The organism is Streptomyces sp. cmx-18-6 (genome assembly GCF_046548915.1).
Classification (GTDB): Bacteria; Actinomycetota; Actinomycetes; order Streptomycetales; family Streptomycetaceae; genus Streptomyces.
Genome location: NZ_JAEBEP010000020.1, coordinates 1 through 19,176 on the forward strand (window position 1 = coordinate 1; position 19,176 = coordinate 19,176).

21 protein-coding genes and 2 pseudogenes are annotated in these 19,176 nt (G+C 72.5%); 10 read left to right on the forward strand and 13 right to left on the reverse strand.

All coding sequences use genetic code 11. The features are described 5' to 3' along the window. From ACLJPL_RS31745 to ACLJPL_RS31755, 3 genes are all read right to left on the reverse strand, one after another. Window positions 1-288, reverse strand: a 288-nt coding sequence (locus ACLJPL_RS31745) for a transposase (RefSeq protein ID WP_411084415.1), incomplete at its 3' end; no start/stop codon positions are given. A gap of 79 nt (window positions 289-367) precedes the next feature. Next, a complete protein-coding gene (locus ACLJPL_RS31750; RefSeq protein ID WP_411084416.1) occupies window positions 368-814 on the reverse strand; it encodes a MerR family transcriptional regulator in 447 nt (148 codons plus the stop codon). After that, the gene (locus ACLJPL_RS31755; protein WP_411084417.1) at window positions 811-1,143 is read right to left on the reverse strand and encodes a hypothetical protein; all 333 of its coding nucleotides are present in this window, start codon (window positions 1,141-1,143) and stop codon (window positions 811-813) included. The genes ACLJPL_RS31750 and ACLJPL_RS31755 overlap by 4 nt, the downstream gene beginning before the upstream one ends. Before the next feature lie 332 nt (window positions 1,144-1,475). On the opposite strand from ACLJPL_RS31755, the gene ACLJPL_RS31760 reads away from it, so the two are divergent. Further along, complete coding sequence (locus ACLJPL_RS31760) at window positions 1,476-2,123, forward strand: hypothetical protein (RefSeq protein ID WP_411084418.1); 648 nt, start codon at window positions 1,476-1,478, stop codon at window positions 2,121-2,123. Between the two features lie 75 nt (window positions 2,124-2,198). Here ACLJPL_RS31760 and ACLJPL_RS31765 read toward each other — a convergent pair whose 3' ends face one another. Beyond that, on the reverse strand, window positions 2,199-2,678 hold the full coding sequence (locus ACLJPL_RS31765; protein ID WP_411084419.1) for a MarR family winged helix-turn-helix transcriptional regulator: 480 nt from the start codon (window positions 2,676-2,678) through the stop codon (window positions 2,199-2,201). Window positions 2,679-2,783: 105 nt separating this feature from the next. On the opposite strand from ACLJPL_RS31765, the gene ACLJPL_RS31770 reads away from it, so the two are divergent. After that, window positions 2,784-3,665 carry an NmrA/HSCARG family protein gene (locus ACLJPL_RS31770; RefSeq protein WP_411084420.1) on the forward strand — a complete coding sequence of 294 codons (882 nt, stop codon included), beginning with the start codon at window positions 2,784-2,786 and terminating at the stop codon, window positions 3,663-3,665. 104 nt (window positions 3,666-3,769) lie between these two features. Here ACLJPL_RS31770 and ACLJPL_RS31775 read toward each other — a convergent pair whose 3' ends face one another. Both ACLJPL_RS31775 and ACLJPL_RS31780 read right to left on the reverse strand, forming a co-directional pair. Continuing rightward, window positions 3,770-4,339: an SMI1/KNR4 family protein gene (locus ACLJPL_RS31775; protein ID WP_411084421.1), complete on the reverse strand. Its 570-nt coding sequence runs from the start codon at window positions 4,337-4,339 to the stop codon at window positions 3,770-3,772. An 85-nt stretch (window positions 4,340-4,424) separates the two neighbouring features. After that, window positions 4,425-4,985 (reverse strand): CGNR zinc finger domain-containing protein, encoded by a 561-nt coding sequence (locus ACLJPL_RS31780; RefSeq protein WP_411084422.1) that lies wholly within the window; start codon window positions 4,983-4,985, stop codon window positions 4,425-4,427. Between the two features lie 103 nt (window positions 4,986-5,088). Between ACLJPL_RS31780 and ACLJPL_RS31785 the strand changes: the two genes are divergently transcribed. Then, window positions 5,089-6,261, forward strand: a complete 1,173-nt coding sequence (locus tag ACLJPL_RS31785; RefSeq protein WP_411084423.1) for an epoxide hydrolase — start codon at window positions 5,089-5,091, stop codon at window positions 6,259-6,261. Window positions 6,262-6,291: 30 nt separating this feature from the next. Here the strand turns inward: ACLJPL_RS31785 and ACLJPL_RS31790 are convergent, their stop codons facing one another. Continuing rightward, window positions 6,292-6,813, reverse strand: coding sequence for an AAA family ATPase (locus ACLJPL_RS31790; RefSeq protein ID WP_411084424.1), 522 nt, complete (start codon window positions 6,811-6,813; stop codon window positions 6,292-6,294). 72 nt (window positions 6,814-6,885) lie between these two features. On the opposite strand from ACLJPL_RS31790, the gene ACLJPL_RS31795 reads away from it, so the two are divergent. Further along, window positions 6,886-7,614: a DUF4253 domain-containing protein gene (locus tag ACLJPL_RS31795; protein WP_411084425.1), complete on the forward strand. Its 729-nt coding sequence runs from the start codon at window positions 6,886-6,888 to the stop codon at window positions 7,612-7,614. A 163-nt stretch (window positions 7,615-7,777) separates the two neighbouring features. On the opposite strand, the pseudogene ACLJPL_RS31800 reads toward ACLJPL_RS31795, so the two are convergent. Further along, a pseudogene (locus tag ACLJPL_RS31800) lies at window positions 7,778-8,332 on the reverse strand (DUF6002 family protein); the annotation flags it as partial. A gap of 10 nt (window positions 8,333-8,342) precedes the next feature. Here ACLJPL_RS31800 and ACLJPL_RS31805 point away from each other — a divergent pair. From ACLJPL_RS31805 to ACLJPL_RS31820, 4 genes and pseudogenes are all read left to right on the forward strand, one after another. Beyond that, window positions 8,343-8,510, forward strand: a pseudogene (locus ACLJPL_RS31805) (transcriptional regulator); the annotation flags it as partial. 254 nt (window positions 8,511-8,764) lie between these two features. Beyond that, a complete protein-coding gene (locus tag ACLJPL_RS31810; protein ID WP_411084426.1) occupies window positions 8,765-9,106 on the forward strand; it encodes a hypothetical protein in 342 nt (113 codons plus the stop codon). A 229-nt stretch (window positions 9,107-9,335) separates the two neighbouring features. After that, complete coding sequence (locus ACLJPL_RS31815; RefSeq protein ID WP_411084427.1) at window positions 9,336-10,718, forward strand: Fic family protein; 1,383 nt, start codon at window positions 9,336-9,338, stop codon at window positions 10,716-10,718. Window positions 10,719-11,156: 438 nt separating this feature from the next. Then, a complete protein-coding gene (locus ACLJPL_RS31820) occupies window positions 11,157-12,614 on the forward strand; it encodes a glycosyltransferase family 39 protein (RefSeq protein ID WP_411084428.1) in 1,458 nt (485 codons plus the stop codon). Window positions 12,615-12,650: 36 nt separating this feature from the next. Here ACLJPL_RS31820 and ACLJPL_RS31825 read toward each other — a convergent pair whose 3' ends face one another. Then, a complete protein-coding gene (locus ACLJPL_RS31825; RefSeq protein WP_411084429.1) occupies window positions 12,651-13,460 on the reverse strand; it encodes a LysR family transcriptional regulator substrate-binding protein in 810 nt (269 codons plus the stop codon). 238 nt (window positions 13,461-13,698) lie between these two features. Between ACLJPL_RS31825 and ACLJPL_RS31830 the strand changes: the two genes are divergently transcribed. Then, entirely contained in the window at window positions 13,699-14,091 is a 393-nt protein-coding gene (locus ACLJPL_RS31830) for a DUF5997 family protein (RefSeq protein ID WP_411084430.1), read from the forward strand. Window positions 14,092-14,179: 88 nt separating this feature from the next. Here the strand turns inward: ACLJPL_RS31830 and ACLJPL_RS31835 are convergent, their stop codons facing one another. The 4 genes from ACLJPL_RS31835 to ACLJPL_RS31850 all read right to left on the reverse strand — a co-directional run bounded on the left by ACLJPL_RS31835 (window position 14,180) and on the right by ACLJPL_RS31850 (window position 18,121). Next, a complete protein-coding gene (locus tag ACLJPL_RS31835; RefSeq protein WP_128852354.1) occupies window positions 14,180-14,677 on the reverse strand; it encodes a peptidylprolyl isomerase in 498 nt (165 codons plus the stop codon). 74 nt (window positions 14,678-14,751) lie between these two features. Continuing rightward, complete coding sequence (locus ACLJPL_RS31840; protein WP_411084431.1) at window positions 14,752-15,921, reverse strand: serine hydrolase domain-containing protein; 1,170 nt, start codon at window positions 15,919-15,921, stop codon at window positions 14,752-14,754. Between the two features lie 89 nt (window positions 15,922-16,010). Beyond that, window positions 16,011-16,586, reverse strand: a complete 576-nt coding sequence (locus ACLJPL_RS31845) for a histidine phosphatase family protein (protein ID WP_411084432.1) — start codon at window positions 16,584-16,586, stop codon at window positions 16,011-16,013. 65 nt (window positions 16,587-16,651) lie between these two features. After that, window positions 16,652-18,121 (reverse strand): PLP-dependent aminotransferase family protein, encoded by a 1,470-nt coding sequence (locus tag ACLJPL_RS31850; protein ID WP_411084433.1) that lies wholly within the window; start codon window positions 18,119-18,121, stop codon window positions 16,652-16,654. Here ACLJPL_RS31850 and ACLJPL_RS31855 point away from each other — a divergent pair. After that, window positions 18,120-19,151 (forward strand): DMT family transporter, encoded by a 1,032-nt coding sequence (locus tag ACLJPL_RS31855; RefSeq protein WP_411084434.1) that lies wholly within the window; start codon window positions 18,120-18,122, stop codon window positions 19,149-19,151. The genes ACLJPL_RS31850 and ACLJPL_RS31855 overlap by 2 nt on opposite strands. Window positions 19,152-19,176: the final 25 nt, after the last annotated feature.

The window sequence follows — 19,176 nt, forward strand, 5'->3', positions numbered from 1 at the left end:
CAGGTTCCACGTGATCGCACCTTCCGCATCGGCCAGGGACTGGAGACGGGTGAAAAGCCGGTGCCAGGTGCCGTTGCGCTGCCACCGGCGGAACAGGTCGTAGACCCGGCTCCACGGTCCGTACTCGGCGGGCACGTCCCGCCACGGAACGCCGGTCCGGACCCGGAACCGTATGCCGTCGATCAGCTGCCGCCGAGGCCAGAGGGGCGGCCGCCCCAACCTGGCACCCTTCGGCAACAGCGGCTCCAGCACCGCCCACTGCTCGTCCGTGAGATCTCCCCGACCCATGAACCGTGATCATCCACAGCCCAAGATCCACTTTCGATACAGGCCCTAGGTGTGTTGATCACGAGCGTTGACAACGGAATCAGCAGCGGGGGCCGTCCTGGCGGTTCCCCTCGGCGAGGTCGGTGAAGGGGAGGGGACAGCACGCGCTGGACGCGCAGGCCGTCAGGTCGTCGCAGCCCGCGTCGACGGCCGCGGCCAGCGTGGTGCGGATCGTGGTGAGGTCCGCGATCTTCGCGTCGACCTCGGCGAGCTTCGCCGCCGCCCGCTCCTGCAGCCCGGCGACCGGACGGCCATGGCGGTGGCGACCGGTCTCCAGCAGTTCGGCGACCTCCTCCAGCGTGAACCCGAGGCGCTGCGCGGCCTTGATCACCCGCAGCGCGGTCACCGCGTCTGGGCCGTACACCCGGTGCCCGCCATGGGTCCGGCGCGGCTCGGCCAGCAGCCCCCGGCGTTCGTAGTAGCGCAGCGTCTGCACGTTCACGCCGGCCGCCTCGGCGGCCTGCCCGCTGCGCATGCCCGCGCTCACCGCGACGCTCCCGCGCCCGCCCGCGCGGCGAGAGCCTCCAGAACCGCCGCGTGGGCCCGGTCCACCGAGATGTCGAGGCGGACCAGATCCTCACCCGGGGTGATGGCGAAGGTGAAGAACGAGCAGCAGGCACTCTCACGCGCCGCCAGCTCGCGGACCTGCTCCTCCGCCCCCGGACCACCCGCCAGTTCAAGACGCAGCCGCAGTGCGGCCGGGCGGGATCGCGCGGTCAGCCGCTCGGCGAACAGCGCGTCCCACTCGGCGACCCGCAGGGGCTGCTCCTCGGTGGGCAGGGCACAGGACTGCGGCACCCAGGCCGGCTCGGTCATCACGCTCTCCCGTCGTCATGCCCCTGGAAAAAAAGGGGGGCACTTCCGACGGTAAGCCTGTACCCGGGTACCGGATACAAGCACCCGAGCGGACCGGTCACCGGATGGCGTGCTCGGGAGGCCGGGAGCTGGTGGGGCTCACCGGCGTGCGAGCCGACTATCCTTCCCGGGACCTGCCCACGAAGATCCTCCGAGCCCGTCAGACCTGCGCGGCTCGGGCCGAGAACCCACCGATCGCCTCTCTCGCCGTCGAACAGCGGGCACGGGGGTCTCCCAGGACCGCGTACGGGAGATCACCGCGGCAGGAGGCGGCAGGGGAAGGGAGCGCACGAGTGCCGCTGATCCCTCGGGCGCCGGACGGCCTGAGCCGCCGAGCTCGCTATTTCGTCGAGGCGCATGGGCTGCGGGTTCCCCGCCGCGACCTCACGCCCTGTCGGGAGGCATGGCTCGAACACGGGATACCGGCTGCCGAGATCGACCGGGCCCTGGCCTTCCAGGAGCGCTGGGGCGGCATCGCGCTGCCCCCGGCTCCCGCATACGAGGGTGGCCCGCGCGTCCTGGGGGCCGACGCTCCCGAGGGCTCGGCCGCGGACGGGTGGCGGTTCCCGGCCGGCGACTGCCGTGTCTCCATGGCTTACGGGTTCATGATCGGGCCGGGAGGAGAGTTCGGGATCGACGCCGACCACTGGACACCGCTGCACGCCGGCATGGAGGGATGGGTGGAAGCCCTCGCACTGGCCGAGCACGCGGGCCGCTGGGCCAGGACCATCACGAAGATCAGGGGCAGCGCCGTCGATGAGCTGGACCTTGACGGATGCGAGCCGGTGCCTGAAGTCCAGGGCCTCGCCGACACCTGGTGGCGGGGCAAGGACTCGCTGATCGCCGTCTACCGCGGCGACGCCTCGGGCTTCGACGCCCCTCATTGTCTGAGGGCCCATATCTACGGCGGACTCGACGCCTGGGCGCTCAGCGGCGGTTGACACGGGGACGGTCCAGCCCTCCGACCCGGCACCAGACCCGTGACCGAGCTTTCGGAGGGGGCGCCGCCACGGGGCTCAGTCCGGCTTCGGCAGGGATCGCAGGTGTCGCATCTGGGCGTGGCTGAGCTCGTACGCCCGTCGCATATGGCGGGTGATCACCTCCAGCTCGTCCTCACCGTGGTCGTCGAGCAGCGACTCCCACGCCGGACCGAGGTCGTCCCACACCTCGGTGACGCGGGCGATGCGGTCGGGCACCGGCGTGACCAGCACCCGGCGTCGGTCCTGCCGGTCGGGCACGCGGACCACGTAGCCGCCGCGCTCCAGCCGGTCCACCAGCCGGGTGGCCGACCCCGTGGTCAGTCCCGTCATCTCGGCGATCTGCTTCACCGTGCGCGGCCCGGGGTCGGCCGTCAGCAGGCTCAGGCACTGCACATCGGTCGGGTGCAGCCCGAGGTGATCAGCGACGGCCTGGTTGAACAGCACATACGCCGCCAGGTAGCGGCGCGACTCCGTCGACAGCTCCTCGCGCAGACGGGCCCGACGTGGGTCTGTCATGGGGATCACTCCTCTAATCACTGCGCGACGCAGCAGTATGTTTGGTACGTTCACTGCGCGACGCAGTAAGTGTGTCGCGCATTCACACTACCCGCTGGGGGAACCATGCTCACCGTCGCCGTCACCGGAGCCACCGGGTCCCAGGGCCGGGCGACCGCCCGCGCTCTGCTGGCCGCGGGTCACCGTGTCCGCGCGCTCACCCGCCGCCCCGACGCGCCTGCCGCCGACGCCCTGCGCGGGCTGGGAGCCGACGTGCGCCACGCCGACTTCGACGACCGCGCCTCCCTCGATGCCGCCCTCTCCGGGGCCGACTCCCTCTTCGCGGTCACCACCCCGTTCGGGACCAGCACCGCCACCGAGACCCGGCAGGGCAAGACCCTGGTCGACGCGGCGGAAGCCGCCCGCCTCGGGCACATCGTCCTCACCAGCGCCGCCCACGCCGACCGTGACACCGCGGTCCCGCACTACGAGAGCAAGCACCTGGTCGAGCAGCACCTCCGCACCACCGACGTGCCCTGGACCGTGATCGCCCCGGCGGCGTTCATGGACAACTACGGCAGCGGCTGGACCCTCGACGGGCTGCGCGACAACACCTTCGCCTGGCCCATGCCCGCCGACCGGCCGCTCACGCTCATCCCCGCCGCCGACATCGGCGCGTTCGCGGCACTGGTCCTCCAGCGCCGCGACGAGTTCGCCGGCCGCCGGATCGACATCGCCTCCGACGAGCGCACCCCCGGCCAGATCGCCGAGATCCTCGCGGCGGCCGCCGGCCGGCCGATCGTCCACCAGGAGGTCCCGTTGGCCCATGTCCGCAGCCGGTCCGCCGACCTGGCCGCCATGTTCGCGTACTTCACCGCTGTCGGCCTCGACGTCGACGTCGCCGGGCTGCGACGCGACTACCCCGAAGTCGGCTGGCACAGCTTCGCCGACTGGGCCGCGGACCAGGACTGGCCCGCGCTCCTGGCCCCCACCCCGGCGAATCGGTGAACGGTCCCCGCCCTTGCCGGAGTTCGGGCGAGCAGGGGCGAGTTCGGGCGAGCAGGGGCGAGGACGCCTTCATCCTGATCAGGGGTGTCGCGGGATCTCTTGTTTCACGACCAGACGAGTCGCCCCTCGGCGACCTCGCAGACCGGATGGCTCCCGTCCGCGATCCTCGTCAGCATCTCCGCCACGGAGTCGAAATAGTGCGCCAGTGATGCGTACTCGCCCGTGACCGTGATCTCACCCACGAACCACCCGCCGACCCGCCCGTCCCGCGCGTCGATGAACTTTCCCGTCCAGCCGTCCTGGTCGGACAGGAACGGGATCCACTCATTGCGCCAGAACGGATTGTCCGGCCGGTCCGGAGGGTCGAATCCATCGGGCACGACGCGGTTCGCGTAGAGCCTCTCCATCGTCCGGATGCCCAGGAAGAAGCTTCCCTCATCCGGGAATCCGGCGAATCCGTCACAGGCCGTATCGTCGTCCACCTCCTCCTCGGGAGGATCCAGGCTGTTCCGCAGCAGCCACGCCCGCAGATCCTGGGGGAAGGTGATGCCCATTCGTCCCTCGGCGGCCGCGAGCGTCTCTTCCGTAGCGGGCCCGGGCAGATCCGCGTGATCGGCCGGGGCGTGCCGCCGAAGAAGATCCATCACGCGGGACCAGCTCTCCACCACGCTCATTCTCCCCTGCCCTCTCCGCCTTCTCCGCGCCGGACGGCCATGAGCAGGCCGCCGCGCCCGAGGAACCTCTACCGCACCCGCCTCATCACCCGTTGCGCCGGTTGGCGTTGAAGCGCGCCTTCTTCTGACGATTGCCGCATGTGTTCATGTCGCACCATTTACGGGTGCGGCTCTGGCTGGTGTCGAAGAAGGCCGCCTGGCAGGTCGGTGACGCGCACAAGGCCAGTTTTCCGTCTCGTTCGCCCGCGATGATACTGACCGCGTCGGCGGCGATCACGCTGAGGGCGTCTTCCGCACGGGAAGCCGGGCCGAGCCGCCATCGCCGCTCGCCCTCCGGCGTGAGGACCGCCGCGGCCCGGCCTTGAGCGCTGCGGTCGTTGATGACGTGGATCGCGGCCTCGGGGAGAGCTTCCTGGATCGCGGCCGCCGTCGCGGCGGCGTGGATCGACTCCCTCAGCTCCCGGGCGAGGTCGAGCTGGGCCGTGGTGCAGGAGTCCACGGCGAGGCCGTTCACCGCCAGCCAGTCGACGAGTCGGTGCGGAACGGGGATGCGCTCCACGGCGTCGCCATGACGTTCCGACAGGGTCCCGGTGAAGCTGGTCGCCAGCACCTTGCCGAGGCGGAAGTCAGGGAACTCAGAGGGCATGGAACCACCTTAGCCGGTTGCGGCGCGGCTCCGAGAACTGTTAGAACCGTCTTAGCTGGTTCTCGACAGTCGACAGCCGGTTCCCCGATGGCCAGGAGGCGTCATGACCCGTCCGACCAGCGACGTACAGGCATATGAAACCCACGCGACCGACGCCGAACTCGACGATCTGCGCGCGCGACTGGCCGCGGCGCGCCTGCCGGAGGCCGAGACGGTCCACGGTGCCGCGCCCGGCCCTCGCCGGTGGGAACAGGGCGTTCCGCTCGCCGACCTCGTCGACGTCGTGGACTACTGGCGCACCGGGTACGACTGGCGGTCGTTCGAAGAGCGCCTCGACCGCATCGGCCAGTTCCGCACGACCATCGATGATCTGGGAATCCACTTTCTGCACCGCCGATCCCCGCGCGCGGACGCCACCCCGCTGATCCTGACGCACGGCTGGCCCGGCAGCATTGCCGAATTCGTCGATATCGTGGACGAGCTGGCAGATCCGGAAATCGCGGACGCGCCGGCATTCCACGTCGTCGTTCCGTCGTTGCCCGGCTTTGGTCACAGCGACAAGCCGGCCACCACCGGATGGGGGACCGAAAAGATCGCGGCCGCCTGGGTGGAACTGATGGGAAGGCTCGGTTACCACGAATTCCTCGCCCACGGCGGCGACTGGGGAGGCAATATCACCACGGTTCTCGGCGGCAGGTTCCCGGCGCATGTTCTCGGCATCCACACACTGTTCGCGGAGGCGCCGCCCGGGTTGACGACGGACGGGCTGACGGCGGTCGAGCGCCGATGGACCGAGGAGACCCACGACTTCTGGCGCCACCGCGCGGCGTACGCGAAGCAGCAGGCGACGAGACCGCAGACCATCGGCTACTCGCTCGTCGACTCACCGGTCGGGCTTCTCGCCTGGATCCTCGACAAGTTCGCCGAGTGGTCGGACACCGAGGACAGCCCGTTCGAGACGATCTCCCTGGATCGCGTCCTTGACGACGTCACCCTGTACTGGCTGACGCGGACCGGCGCATCGGCGGCCCGCCTCTATTACGAGAGCCACAATTCGCTGGACCCCGAACTCCGGGTCGACGTCCCGTCCGCCATCACGATGTATCCCCGCGACATCGAGAAGTGCCCGCGCCCCTGGGCGCAGGAGCGGTACCGGCGGATCGTCCGATGGAATGCGCCCGAAACCGGGGGGCATTTCCCGTCGCTGGAGGTTCCCGGGTATTTCGTCAAGGACCTGCGAGAGGGCCTCGCCGCCGTGCTGGCCGCTCCTCGGTGAACGCGGTCGGCGACCCGGCACGCGATCACCTCAATTCTTGACGGCCTCCGCGATGCGCCGGGCGGCCTGGGCGGGTGTGAGGTGCGTGGTGTCGATGACTTCGGCCTCGCCGTGCAGCCATGTGCGGGCCGCCTCGGCGTAGGGCTCGAGGTGTCGGAGACGGAAGGGCGAGGGGCCGAGGTCGGTGTCGCCCTCGATGCGCCCGCGCAGGGTGTCCTGGTCGGCGTGCAGGACGAAGTGCCGTACGGGAACGGCGTGCTGGGCGAAGCCCGCGCTGATCTCGCGCCAGTACTCCTCGACCAGGACGGTCATGGGCATCACCAGTGTGCCGCCCGTGTAGTCGAGTACCCGACGCGCGGTCTCGACGACGAGCGGCCGCCACGGCGGCCAGTGCTGGAAGTTGCCCGTCGCGGGCAGCCCGGGTGTGATGTCCATGAGCGTCTCGCCGACCTTCTCGGCGTCCAACACCCGCGAGTCCGGAATCAGTTGCCGCACGAGCGCACTGGTCGTCGTCTTGCCCGCGCCGTGGGTGCCGTTCAGCCATACGATCATGGGGCCACGCTAGCGTTGAGCGGGGCTGAGCCGTCAGGCGGCTCTGTCAGAGGCGTCGCGTAGGTTGCGGTCATGTCCGAGTCCTTGAACGAAGAGCACAGACGGTTGCTGGACGGCCTGCCGCCCGGCGCGCTGATAGGGCCGTGCCGCGATCCGCATCCGGTGGTGTGGATGAGCGACGGGCCGGTCAGGGACGCGGCCGACCTGTGGAAGCAGCTGTACGCCCGCCGCCGGGAGACCGGGCTGTACCCGCTGCTGCTCGAGTATCCGGACGACTCGCTCGCGCCTGCGGACGGTGGCCACGGGGCCGACGCCGACGCCGACTCGTATTTCCGGAGCACGTGGACGGACGACTCCTGGCCGCAGTTCGCCCAGTGGCCCGGTCTCGCGTCGCCCGCCTCGGTGGTGACCGACGTCGACGTGTGCGCGGGTGACGAGGCGACCGCCGTCGTCCGTGACGGCCGGGCCCGGTGCCTCGCGCTCGTCCAGGTCGCGCGGGGCGCCGACGCTCCCGCCGCGCTGAGCTGGCGTGGGGCGGCGCAGCACCTGACGACGTACGAGCTGTCGGCGGTGCTGCGCTCCTGGGAGGACCGGTTCGGCCTCCGTGTCGTGGGCCTGGGGCACGGCAGCCTGTACGTCTCGGTCGCCGCCCGGCCGACCGACCCCCACCAGGCCCGGATCCTCGCCGCCGAGCATTACCTCGTCTGCCCGGACGTCTTCCACGAGGACCCGGACCTCGACTGGTCCACGTATGAGGAGGACCTGATGAGGCTTCGTGCGTGGCGGTTCTGGTGGGACTGACGGCTCCCTGGGGGGCCTGAGGAGGGGTGCCTGAGCGGCCTGGGCGGGTGCGCCCCGGCGGGCAGGCGGTCCGGTCGGGTCCGATCCGTACCGCCTGTCGGTCTCAGCGGATCGCCTGCCGTCCCAGCGGATTCATCTGTCGTCCCAGCAGGCCGCCCGTCGTTCAGAGGAGCGCGGCGGCGATGTCCTCGACCGTCGAGACGGGTACGAGCTCCGACTCGGCCGGTGTCCGCACGTCGTCGTCGGCGTACCAGCCGGAACCGTGCACCACCACGTCGCGGCCCGCCTCGACCAGTCCGCGGTCGACGGCGTTGCACACCCCGGTCAGCGCCATGACGAGCGACCACTCGCGCAGTGCCGCCGGATCGGCCGGCAGGGGACGCGGGTGGTCCGCGACCAGTTCCCGCAGCGCCGCATAGCGTTCGAGGCACTCGTGGCGCGAGATCACGATGCCGTCGCCGCCGTGCCGGGCGATGATGGCGTTCATCGCCGGTGAGGTGGCGGGGCGGTGGGTGTAGAAGGTCGGGTCGAGGATCTCGTCCACCGCGTCGGCGACGCCCGGGAAGCGCGGGTCGGTCCCCTGCCGCCACAGCCCGTCGCCGCCGCGCTCGTAGTGCGGCAGTCCGGACCGGTCGAAGTCGCCCCGGCGCAGGCTGAGCACCATGTCCGGGGTGCCCAGGTGCTGGACGAGCAGGGTCGCCGGGCGGCTCGCCGGACGCGCCTCGCCGCAGTGGGGCGAACAGAACTTCTTCGCCCCCGGCGAGCCGCACTCGGAACTACTCGACCGCCGGCGGGGACAGCGCCTGCGCGCTCTGGAAGTACTGTCCGCGGACGGGCGACGGCTCCACGCCGACGACACCACCGTCCACAAGGTCCCGGAGCGCGCTGGCGGATAGCACGCCGAACGCACGGAACGGCAGTCGGCGGAGTACCCGGAGGGGGAGGCGGTGGGCGCGACGGCTCTGGACCGGCTGAGGGAACTGCTCGGCGAACCGCAGACCTGGGGGTGGGCGCGGCCGGCGTTGTGGGAGGCGTCGGAAACGTATCTGGGACTCCAGCTGCCCTCGGACTACAAGGCGTTCCTCGACCTCTACGGGGCGGGCTCTACGGGGCGGGCGCGATCGACGGATTCCTGTGGCTGGACCGGCCCGTGGACGGCAGCGCGGAGGAAGCGGAGCGCCTCTGGCCGCCGGAGGGGCCGGAGGAGAGGGACCCGGGCCTGTTCCCCTGGCCGTTCCATCCCGAGGAGGGCGGCCTCCTCCTGTGGGGCTCCGACGAACAGGGCAGCTCCTACTACTTCCGGCCCGTGGAACCGGACCCCGACGCGTGGCGCATCGTCGTCCGGAGCGAGTGCGGCGGCTGGTTCGAAACCGCCGGAACCTTCAGCGAGTTCATCGTGCGGTGCTTCGACCGGATCGACCGCCCGCCGTTCATCGCCCGCGACTGGCCCGGTACGGCCCCGAGTCACCACCAGGCCGACCCGGGCCGGTGACGCGGGCCGGTCACCGGTGAAGCGGATCGCGGCTGATGCTCATCGCGGTGGATGCGCGTCACAGGGGGTGCGCACTGCAGTGGATTCGCATCACAGGGGTGCGAACCGCGGTGGATGCGCATCACAGGGGTGCGCATCGCTCGGTGACGGTGCTGGACGGCCGTGCCCCGCCGCGGCTCCGTAAGGAATCGCCTGTTCGAACGCCGAGCGGGCATGCCAGGCTGACGCGATGATCCCTCAGTCGGTCCCTCGCTTCCTGCACTGGTACGAGGTGGATCCCGACCGCCATCCGTTCGAGGCCGCGTCGGCGGCGCGAACGGTGCACGCGCTCGGCCCAGCCCGGTCCGTGCCCCGCCGCCCGGACGTTCCCCCCGGCGAGGCCGCGCTGATCGCCCGGGATCACGGCGAGGCAGAACTCTGGGCCGAGGCCATGTCGCACGCCCTCGTCCAACGCTACGGCCGCTGGGCGCTGGGCTGGCGCTGGGCACACGACGAGGGGGATTTCGACGGGGGGCCGGTCGGGAGCTGGTGCTGCCCGTCGCATTCGATCACCACGCCGGAGGCGACGCTCGGCCGCGTCGTCGCGGCACTGTGCGAATGGCGTGACTGGCTGGAGAGCCTCGCCAGATGGTTCGAGGCCCATCCCCTGCGGCCGGCCGACATCGAGAACCAGCGCATTCTGTGGGAGCGCGTCGCCCGGAACCTGATTCTTCAGGTCGTCGACCGTACCGGGTGCGGTAGCGGCTGGCACGGGCACTGCCACCAGGTGCTCACCTGGTTCCTCGACCGCTGGGGCATCGAGCCCGACACCGCGCGACAGCTGGTCGACCAGGCGATCGGAGGCCGGTTCACCAGTTGGACCACGCCCCGGGCGGTGGTGGTCGACGACATCGCGGAGCACCTCGCGTCGTTGATACCGCCCGGCGACGGCACGCGGCCCGCCGCCCCGGTCCCGGACCACACGGCGGGGTGGCTGGCGCTGCGCGAGTCCGTCCCATGGCAGGAGGCTTCCCACGACGTTGACGAAGGACCGGTGACTCCGTCGAGCGACGGCGCGGCGGACGACATCCGGGCTTTCGACGGTGCGGTGGACCCCGCGCGTGCGGCGGGCCTGCTCGCCGCCCTGGAGGCGGTGCGTGCCGATGCGGCGCGTGGGGCCGTGCTCGACTTCGAACGGCTCCGCGGCTGGCAGCAGCACGTTCTGGGCACTCCGCAACCGCCGCCGTTCCGCAGCTCCCCCGCCTTCGCCAAGGAGGGCCGTGAGCGCTACGGGCTCGATGCGCATACCCGTACCCGCCTCGACGCCTGTCTCGCCCAGAGCGCGGCGGACGGCGACCGGCCGCTCCCCCTGACCGCCCGCGCGGCACGCGCCTACCTCGACGTCTGCTTCCTCCACCCCTTCGACGACGGCAACGCCAGGTCGGCCTTTCTCACCCTGGTCTTCGTCCTCGCCCGCGAGGGTGTCGCACTCGGCAAGGTCGGCCTGCTCCGCCGCGTCGCCTTCCGGGCCGACGCGCCCGAAGACCCGCTGGTCCTCGCCTCGCACATCCGCCTCCACCTCGCAGAGACCCGACGCTCGGCGGCTCCCTCTCCCGGCCCCGTGCCGAGGTGACCGACTCAGGCGCGCACTGCCGCGCCGCCCGGGGCGGGCCGGGGCTGGGGCGGGGTGGGGCGGGGGTGGTCGCGATCACCCAGCACGACGTCCGGTACGACAATCCGATCAACGGGGTAGCATCCTTGATCGCGCCGACTTCCAGGGGGGCCACAGGGGGAAGTCCCGGCGCACAACCGGTGGCCGGTGATCGGCGGTCGGCGGTCGGCGGTCGGCGGTCGGCGGTCGGCGGTCGGCGGTCGGCGGTCGGCGGTCGGCGGTCGGCGGTCGGCGGTCGGCGGTCGGCAAGCACAGCTGCACGCCTCTCCGGTTCTCCGGTACTCCGGCTCTCCGGCTCTTCCGGCTGTGGTCGGCGACCGCTCCGGAACTCCTCCCTCCTGTCCACCGACCGCGCGGCGCGGTCGTCGTAGCGCTACCCGAGGGTCGGTTTCAACGTTCATGGCATCTCCAACAGCAGCCCCGCGCCGCCCCGTTCTCGTCTGGCTGACCCCGATGCTGTGGACGGTCGCCTTCGGTCTGTGGGGGCTGTCCCGGCAGAACAGCGTGTGGCGGGACGAGGCCGCGACCTGGCAGGTGGCCCAGCGCTCCACGGCCGAGATCGGCCGCATGCTGGAGAACGTCGACGTCGTGCACGGGTGCTACTACCTGCTGATGCACGGCCTGTTCAGCTGCTTCGGCGCGGGCACCACGACCCTGCGGCTGCCGTCCGTGCTGGCCATGGCGGTGGCGGCGGGCTGTGTGGCGGTCATCGGCCACCGGCTGGCCGGCAAGTGGGCGGGCCTGGCGGGAGGGCTGGCGTTCGGGTTGTTGCCGGCCGTGCAGTTCTACCTCCAGGAGGGCCGGCCGTACGCCCTCGTGGCGGCCGGGGCCGGGCTCTCGACCCTGCTGCTGGTGACCGCGCTCCAGGGGCGCGCCCGGACCGTGCACTGGGTCGCCTACGGCCTCGCCGTCCTGGTGTGCGGGCTGCTGAACTGGTTCTCGCTGATGGTCCTGCCCGCCCACCTGGCGACCCTGCTGTGGACGCGGGCCGGGCGCGGGGTGTGGACGCGGTGGGCGGCGGCCTCCGCCGCCGCCACGACGGGCGTGCTCCCGCTGGTGCTGTTCAGCCGGAGCCAGTCCACGCAGGTGTCGTGGATACCCCCGCTGACGTGGCACATGCTGATCGGCCCGGCGATCCTGCTGGCGATCGGCGGCGTCGGCGCGCTGCTGGACCGGCCCCGGGCGGGCCGGCTGTCGGTGGCGGCCGTGGGGCTGCCGCTGCTGGCGCTCCCGCAGATCGGCCTCATCGGCCTTTCGCTGATCCAGCCGCTGTTCCTGGACCGGTACGTCCTCTTCAGCCTGCTGGGCCTGGCCCTGCTGATCGGTGCGCTCGTCGGCCGGGCGGTCCGGGCGGCCGAACCCCGCTTCCCGAGGGCGTCGCGGTGGGTGCTGCCCACGGTGGTCGCCCTGGCGCTGGTGGCACTGCTGCCGCAGTCGCTGGCGAAGCGGTCCCCGGTGAGCCGGGTGGACGACGTCCTGGCCATAGCGTCGGACGTACGGCGGATGAAGGAGCCCGGGAGCGCGGTGCTGTTCCTGCCCTCCGCACGCCGGGACACGAAATCCGTCTCGCCCGACGCCTTCGCCGGGCTGCGGGACATCGCGCTGACGCAGAGCCCGAAGAGCTCCGGAACGCTGAAGGGCGTGGAGGCGGACGCCGGGCGGATACGCGCCGCGATGCTGTCCCAGCGCCGGATACTGCTGGTGGCGGACGCACCCGGGGTGGCGAGACCGGTGAACGGCGCACGGGACGAGATGAAGGCGGCCGTGCTGAAGGAGCACTTCACGGCGGTGGCCGACGAGCAGGTCCGCGGCCGGAGGGTGACGGTGTACGAGCGTCGCGCGTCCGCCGCCCACTGACCCGGTCGTGATCCGCCGGCCAGCCGGCCGCTAGCGCTAGCGGCCGCGCGGCTTCCCGCGCTTGCCACTGCCGCTGCCGCCCTGGCCGGCCCGGCCGCCCTTGGGCGCGCCCGCGCGCCGGCCCGTCCCCGCCTGCTTGCCCGGTGCGGGCTTGCGCCCGGTACCGCCGCCGCCCGTACCGGCCCGCTTCCCCTTGGCCTTCTCCTTCGCGGTCGGCTGCGGCGGGGTGGCCGCGCGGCCCCGGGTGCTGTTGACCGTGCGCCCCCGGACGATCCCGATGAACTCCTCCACCAGGTCCGGGGTGGGCTCCTCCTGCGGCCACGACAGGGCGACCCGGGACTCGGGGGCATCGAGGACCGGCCGGTAGGTGAGGTCCTTGCGGTGGTGCAGCCGGGCCAGGGACTGCGGGACCAGGAGCACGCCCACGCCCGCCGCCACCAGTTCGATCGCGTCCGCGGTGGTGGCCGGTCGTTCGATCGCGGGGCGGCCGGGGAGCGTCTCCCAGTCGAGGAGGTTGTCGAGCGGGTGGAGGACGATCTCGTCGGCCAGGTCGTCGAGCGTCACTTCCTCCGCCGCCGTGACGGCGTGGTCCTTGGGGATCACGACGACGGTCGTCTCGGTGTAGAGGGGTATCGCGCTGAGGACGTCCCGGTCGACCGGCAACCGTACGAGCCCGGCTTCCGCACCCCCGTCCGCCAGCAGCCGCGACGCCTCGGCCGCGGGGACCTGGACGAGCTCCAGGGGGGTGCCGGGCAGCCGCTCGTGCCAGACCCTCACCCACTTGGTGGGCGTGACTCCGGGAACGTACGCGAGCCTGAAGGATGAGGGGATGTCCGAGCCTGTCACGGAACCAGGCTACCGGCCGGAGGCCGGTGCCCAGAGGCCAGTGGGCAAAGCCCGGTGCTCACAGACCAGAGACCAGCGGCAGGGACGAGAGACCAAGACCGGAGACCGGAGGTCACAGACCAGAGACCACAGGTCACAGGTCACAGGTCACAGGTCACAGTCTGGCACTCAGGGGCCGACAGCCGAAGGCCCCCGCTCAGTGGTCGGAGGTATGTCCCACGGTCGATACCCTGGACCCATGACGTCGCACAAGACCGCCCAGACCATGAAGCCCGCCACCGCGGCGAAGAAGCTGGGTGTGTACCTCCAGGCCACCCCCGCCGAGTTCCAGGAGGGTGCGATCTCGCGCACCGAGCTCAACGCCCTCCAGACCGACCCGCCCGCGTGGCTGGTCGAGCTGCGCCGCACCGGACCGCACCCCCGTCCGGTGGTCGCGGCGAAGCTCGGCGTCTCCATCGCGGGGCTCGCCCGCGGCGGGGTCGCGGACGCCCTCACCACCGAGCAGGTCGACGCCCTCAAGGACGAGATGCCCGAGTGGCTCCAGAAGGAGCGGGCCACCCAGGCGGAGGTCCGCAAGGAGGCCGCCCGGATCAAGGAGCGCAACGCGGAGCGCGCCGCCCGGTCGAACTGACCGCGGCCGACGAAGACCAGGAAGCCCGGCCGACGCGCGATGCGTCGGCCGGGCTTCCTGTCTGCCGGGCCGAAAGGCCCCGCTTCGGTCAGAGAACGCCGGACTCGGCGATGGTGACCTTGGCGCGGGTGCGGCCGCTGGAGGAGCCGAGCGCCTCGATCTTGCGGACCAGGGCCAGGCTGTCGTCGTCGGCGACCTCGCCGAAGACCACGTGCTTGCCGTCCAGCCACGGGGTGAGCACCGTGGTGATGAAGAACTGCGAGCCGTTGGTGTTCGGGCCGGCGTTGGCCATCGAGAGCAGGCCCACGCGGTCGTGCTTGAGCTTGAAGTTCTCGTCGGCGAACTTCTCGCCGTAGATGCTCTTGCCGCCGGTGCCGTCGCCGCGGGTGAAGTCCCCGCCCTGGAGCATGAAGTCGGTGATGACGCGGTGGAAGGACGAGCCGGCGTAGCCGAAGCCCTTCTCGCCGGTGGCGAGCGCGCGGAAGTTCTCCGTCGTCTTGGGGACGACGTCGTCGAACAGGTTGAACGTGATCCGCCCTGCGGGCGCGTCGTCGATGGTGATGTCGAAGTAGACCTTGGTTGTCATGGTGACATCCTCACATTCCTGGCAACCGCAGGCGAAACCCGGGTTGGGTCCGGGCAGGGGATGTCGCGTTCCCCTCACCCTCCGGCGGCGTCCCGGCGGGCCGCGTAGACCGCGTCGACCAGGGCCGTCTTCCGGGGGTCGTCGGCCACACCGGAGCCCATACGGTTCATGACGTACCCGAGGGCGATCCCCGCCTCCGGGTCGGCCAGACCGCAGGAGCCGCCCGCGCCGTCGTGGCCCACGGCCCGCGGGTTGGGGCCGTAGGAGCGGTTGCGGCCGCTCAGCCAGAGGCCGAGGGCGAGCTCCGTCTCGTGGGGGAAGGCGTCACCGAGTACGAGGTCGCGGCAGGCGCCCTGCCCCTCCCGGACGCGTTCGGCGGCCGGCTCGGACAGGACGCGCCGTCCGTCGAGCGCGCCGCGTCCGGCGACGATCCCGTAGAGCGCGGCGACCGCTCGGGCCGTGCCGTGCCCATTGGCGGCGGGGATCTCGGCGGCCCGCCATTCGGGGGTGTTGGCGGCGGCCCGGCCGCTGGGCGGGTTGAGCAGGGAGGCGACGGCCACCGGGGGCATCCGGGCCAGGAGGACGGCCTGGGCGGTGCGGTCGGCGCGGTCCTGGACGAGTTCGGCGAGCCGGTGGCTCTCCTTCTCCGGGAGGCCGAAGGTGAAGTCGATGCCGAGCGGGCCGGTGATCTCCTGCCGCAGGAACTCCCCCGGCAGCAGCCCGCTGACCCGGCGGACCACCTCGCCGACGAGGAATCCGTACGAGATCGCGTGGTAGCCGGACCGGGTCCCCGGCTCCCACATGGGCGCGGTGGCGGCGAGCCGGGCGCAGGTCAGGTCCCAGTCGTACAGCTCTTCCAGGGTGTGCGGCACGCCCACTCCGGCCACTCCGGAGCGGTGCGAGAGGAGGTGGCGTACGAGAACGGCTTCCTTGCCGTTCGCCGCGAACTCCGGCCAGTAGGCGGCGACGGGGGCGTCGAGGTCGAGGAGGCCCCGGTCGGCGAGGACGTGGGCGCAGAGCGCGGTGGGCCCCTTGCCGGTGGACCAGACGTTGACGAGCGTGTCCCGCTCCCAGGGCCGGGTGCGGGCCTCGTCGGCCCAGCCGCCCCAGAGGTCCACCACCGGTAGGCCGCCGGCGAGGACGGTGACGGCCGCGCCCAGTTCGCCGCGGGCCGTGAAGTTCTCCTCGAAGGCTGCCCGTACTCCGGCGAACCGGTCGTCGCAGTGGCCGTGGATCTGCGGCACGTGGCTTCCCCTCGCTGTGGGCCGGACCGATGACCCAGCAACGTACCGACTGGTCGGACCGGTGGGAAGAGCGGGCGCCGATCCGCGCGTCAGCGGACGCCGGACTCCAGGCTCAGGCTCCACCGGCCGGGCGATCCGGCGATGGTGACGGTGGAGAGCGGGCGGACGTCCACGTTCCAGTACGCGGAGGGCGGCGCGTTCAGCGCGTAGACGACGGCGGCGCGGATCACGGCGGGTTCGGCCACCGCGACGATGAAGCCGTCGCAGGCGGGGCGGGTGTCCAGCCAGCCCCCTATCCGCCCGATGAAGCCGAGGAGGGACTCGCCGCCGTGCGGGGCGCCGCCCGGGTCCGCGAACCAGGCGTCGACGGCGGCGGGTTCCCGGGCGGCGGCCTCGGCCAGGGTCATCCCCCGCCAGCGGCCCATGTCGCAGTCGCGCAGGGCGGGCTGGGCCATCGGGGCGAAGCCGAGCACGTCGCCGGTCGCGCGGCTGCGCGGGCTGGGCGAGCAGTAGCGCAGTTCGGCGGCCCCGAGCGGCGCCAGGGCGTGGGCGACGAGCTGCACCTCGTGCCAGCCGGCGTGGTCGAGCGGCCGGTCGTCGTCGAAGCGCTCGGCCAGGCGGGGGGAGGTGCGCGCCGCCGCGACCAGGATGACCCGATGCGTCATGGCCGGATCGTGGTGCCGAACGGTTGAACGGTCAAGAGGGCGGCGGGCGACGCGGACCCGCCTGGTCAGTTTTCGGCCACACCTGGCCGATCCAGCCTTTCGTACGCGGCACGGAGCCGGCGCACGCCCTCCGCGATCTCGGCCGCTCCGGAGACGGCGGCGAAGCTGAGGCGTACGTGTCCGGCCGGGGGTTCGGCGCAGAAGTACGGGCTGCCGGGGGCGATGGCGACCGAGGCGCGCAGGGCGGCGGAGGCGACGGCGGACTCGTCGGCCCCCGTGCCCGCCCCGGTGGCCGGGATCCGGAGCCAGAGGCTGCCGCCTCCCGCCGGGACGTGGGGCAGGGCGAAGGCGGGCAGTTCGGAGCGCAGGGCGGCGGCCATCACCGTACGGCGGTCGCGCAGCTCGCCCGCCACGGCGGCCAGGTGGCGGCCCCAGGACGGGGAGCCGACGAGTTCGAGGGCGGCCTCCTGGAGCGGCCGGGGCACGAAGAAGCTGTCGACGACCTGGATGGCGCGCAGGCGTTCGAGGACCGGGCCCCGCGCGGCCAGCGCGCCGACCCGGAGGCTGGGCGAGGTGACCTTGGTGAGCGAACACACGTGGACGACCACGCCGTCCGGGTCGTCGGCGGCCAGCGGCGCGGGGAGCGGTCCGGCGTCCTCGTGGACGAGCCGCCGGGCGAAGTCGTCCTCGATGACGAACGCCCCGGCCGCCCGGGCGATCGCCAGGATCTCGGGCCGGCGGGCGGGCGCGAGGGTGGCTCCGGTGGGGTTCTGGAAGAGCGGCTGGGTGACGAGGACCCGGGCCCCGGTGGCGCGGAACGCGTCGGCGAGCAGTTCGGGCCGGACCCCGTCCGCGTCCATCGGGACGGGGACGGGGCGCAGCCCCGTGGCGCGGGCGACCGCGAGCATGCCGGGGTAGGTGGGCGACTCCACCAGGACCGGGGCCCCGGGCGGGGCGAGGGCGCGCAGGGCGGTGGCCAGGGCGCTCTGGCCGCCCGCGGTGATCAGGACGTCCGTGCCGTTCACGGCCGGGCCGATCTCGCGGGCGAACCAGGACCGCAGCTCGGGCAGCCCGTCCGTGGGCGGGCGGCCCCAGGCTCCCGGGCGGCGGCCGGCCCGGGCGAGCGCGGCGGCCAGGGCCCGCTCGGGCTGGAGGGAGGCGTGGAGGTAGCCGCCGTTGAACTCGATGACGCCGGGCGGTGGTGCGGCGAGGGTGGCCAGGACCCCGGAGGCGTCGACCGTACGGGGCACGACCTCGGGACCGCCGTCGCCGCTGAGGGACACCTCCTGCCAGGAGGTGTCGCCGGGTGCGGGGACCTCGGCGCGGGGCGCGGCCCGGAACGCGCCGGAGCCGGGGCGGGTGACGACGAGCCCTTCGGCGGCGAGCTGGGCGATGGCGCGCGAGACGGTGACGGGGCTGACCCGGAAGCGTTCGACGAGCGCCCGACTGGACGGCAGCTTTCCACCTGGCGAGTAGCGGTTGAGTTCGACCCGGAGGGAGGCAGCCAGTTCGGCGACGCTGCTACGCTCTTGCATGAGAGCACAGGATAGCGCTACCACCTCGGGAACGATAGCGGTCCCCCTCGGTACGGAGACCTCCCCGACGCTCGGCACGGGCGCGACGCAGCACACCGTGAAGGCCCCCGCCCGCCGGGGTGCCGCGCTCGCCGCGCTCGGCGTCGTGGCGTTCTCGCTGACCTTCCCCTCCACCGCCTGGGGCCTGGAGAGCTTCGGCCCCTGGTCGCTCGTCGCCCTGCGCTCCACGCTCGCCGCCGTCATCGCGGGCGGCTTCCTGCTGGCGGTCCGGGCCCCGGTGCCCGAGCGCCGTCACTGGGCCGGGCTCGCGGTGGTGGCGGGCGGTGTGGTGGTGGGGTTCCCGCTGCTCACGACCCTCGCCCTGCAGACCTCCACCACCTCGCACGCCGCCGTGGTCGTGGGGCTGCTGCCGCTGACGACGGCGGTGCTGGGGTCCCTGCGCACGGGGGAGCGCCCATCGCGGGCGTTCTGGGTCGCGGCCCTCGCCGGGGCGGCGGTCGTCATCGGCTTCACGGTGCAGCAGAGCGGCGGGGCGCTGACCTCGGGCGACCTGTATCTGTTCGGCGCGCTGCTGGTGTGCGCGGCCGGGTACACCGAGGGCGGCCGGCTGGCCCGGGTGATGCCGGGGTGGCAGGTGATCGGCTGGGCCCTGATCCTGTGCCTGCCGCTCGCGGTGGCGGGCAGCGCGGTGGCCCTGCCGCTGGAACCGGTGCGCCTGACCGCACACGGCGTCCTCGGCCTGGCCTGGGTGGCGGCGGGATCGACCTTCTTCGGCCTGTACGTCTGGTACAGGGGCATGGCCGAGATCGGCGTCCCCCGGGCCAGTCAGCTCCAGCTGGCCCAGCCCCTGCTGACGCTGGCGTGGTCCGTCCTCCTGCTCGGCGAGAAGGTGTCGGCGGCGGCTCCCCTGGCGGCGGTGGCGGTGCTCGTCTGCATCGCGGCCACCCAGCGGACGGGCCGGAACAAGGCGGCCCGGAACACGTCGCCCGCACCCGGCGCAGCAGGAGAGGCCGGGCCCGTACGGTCATAGACTTGGCCCTACGGACATGCGGGTC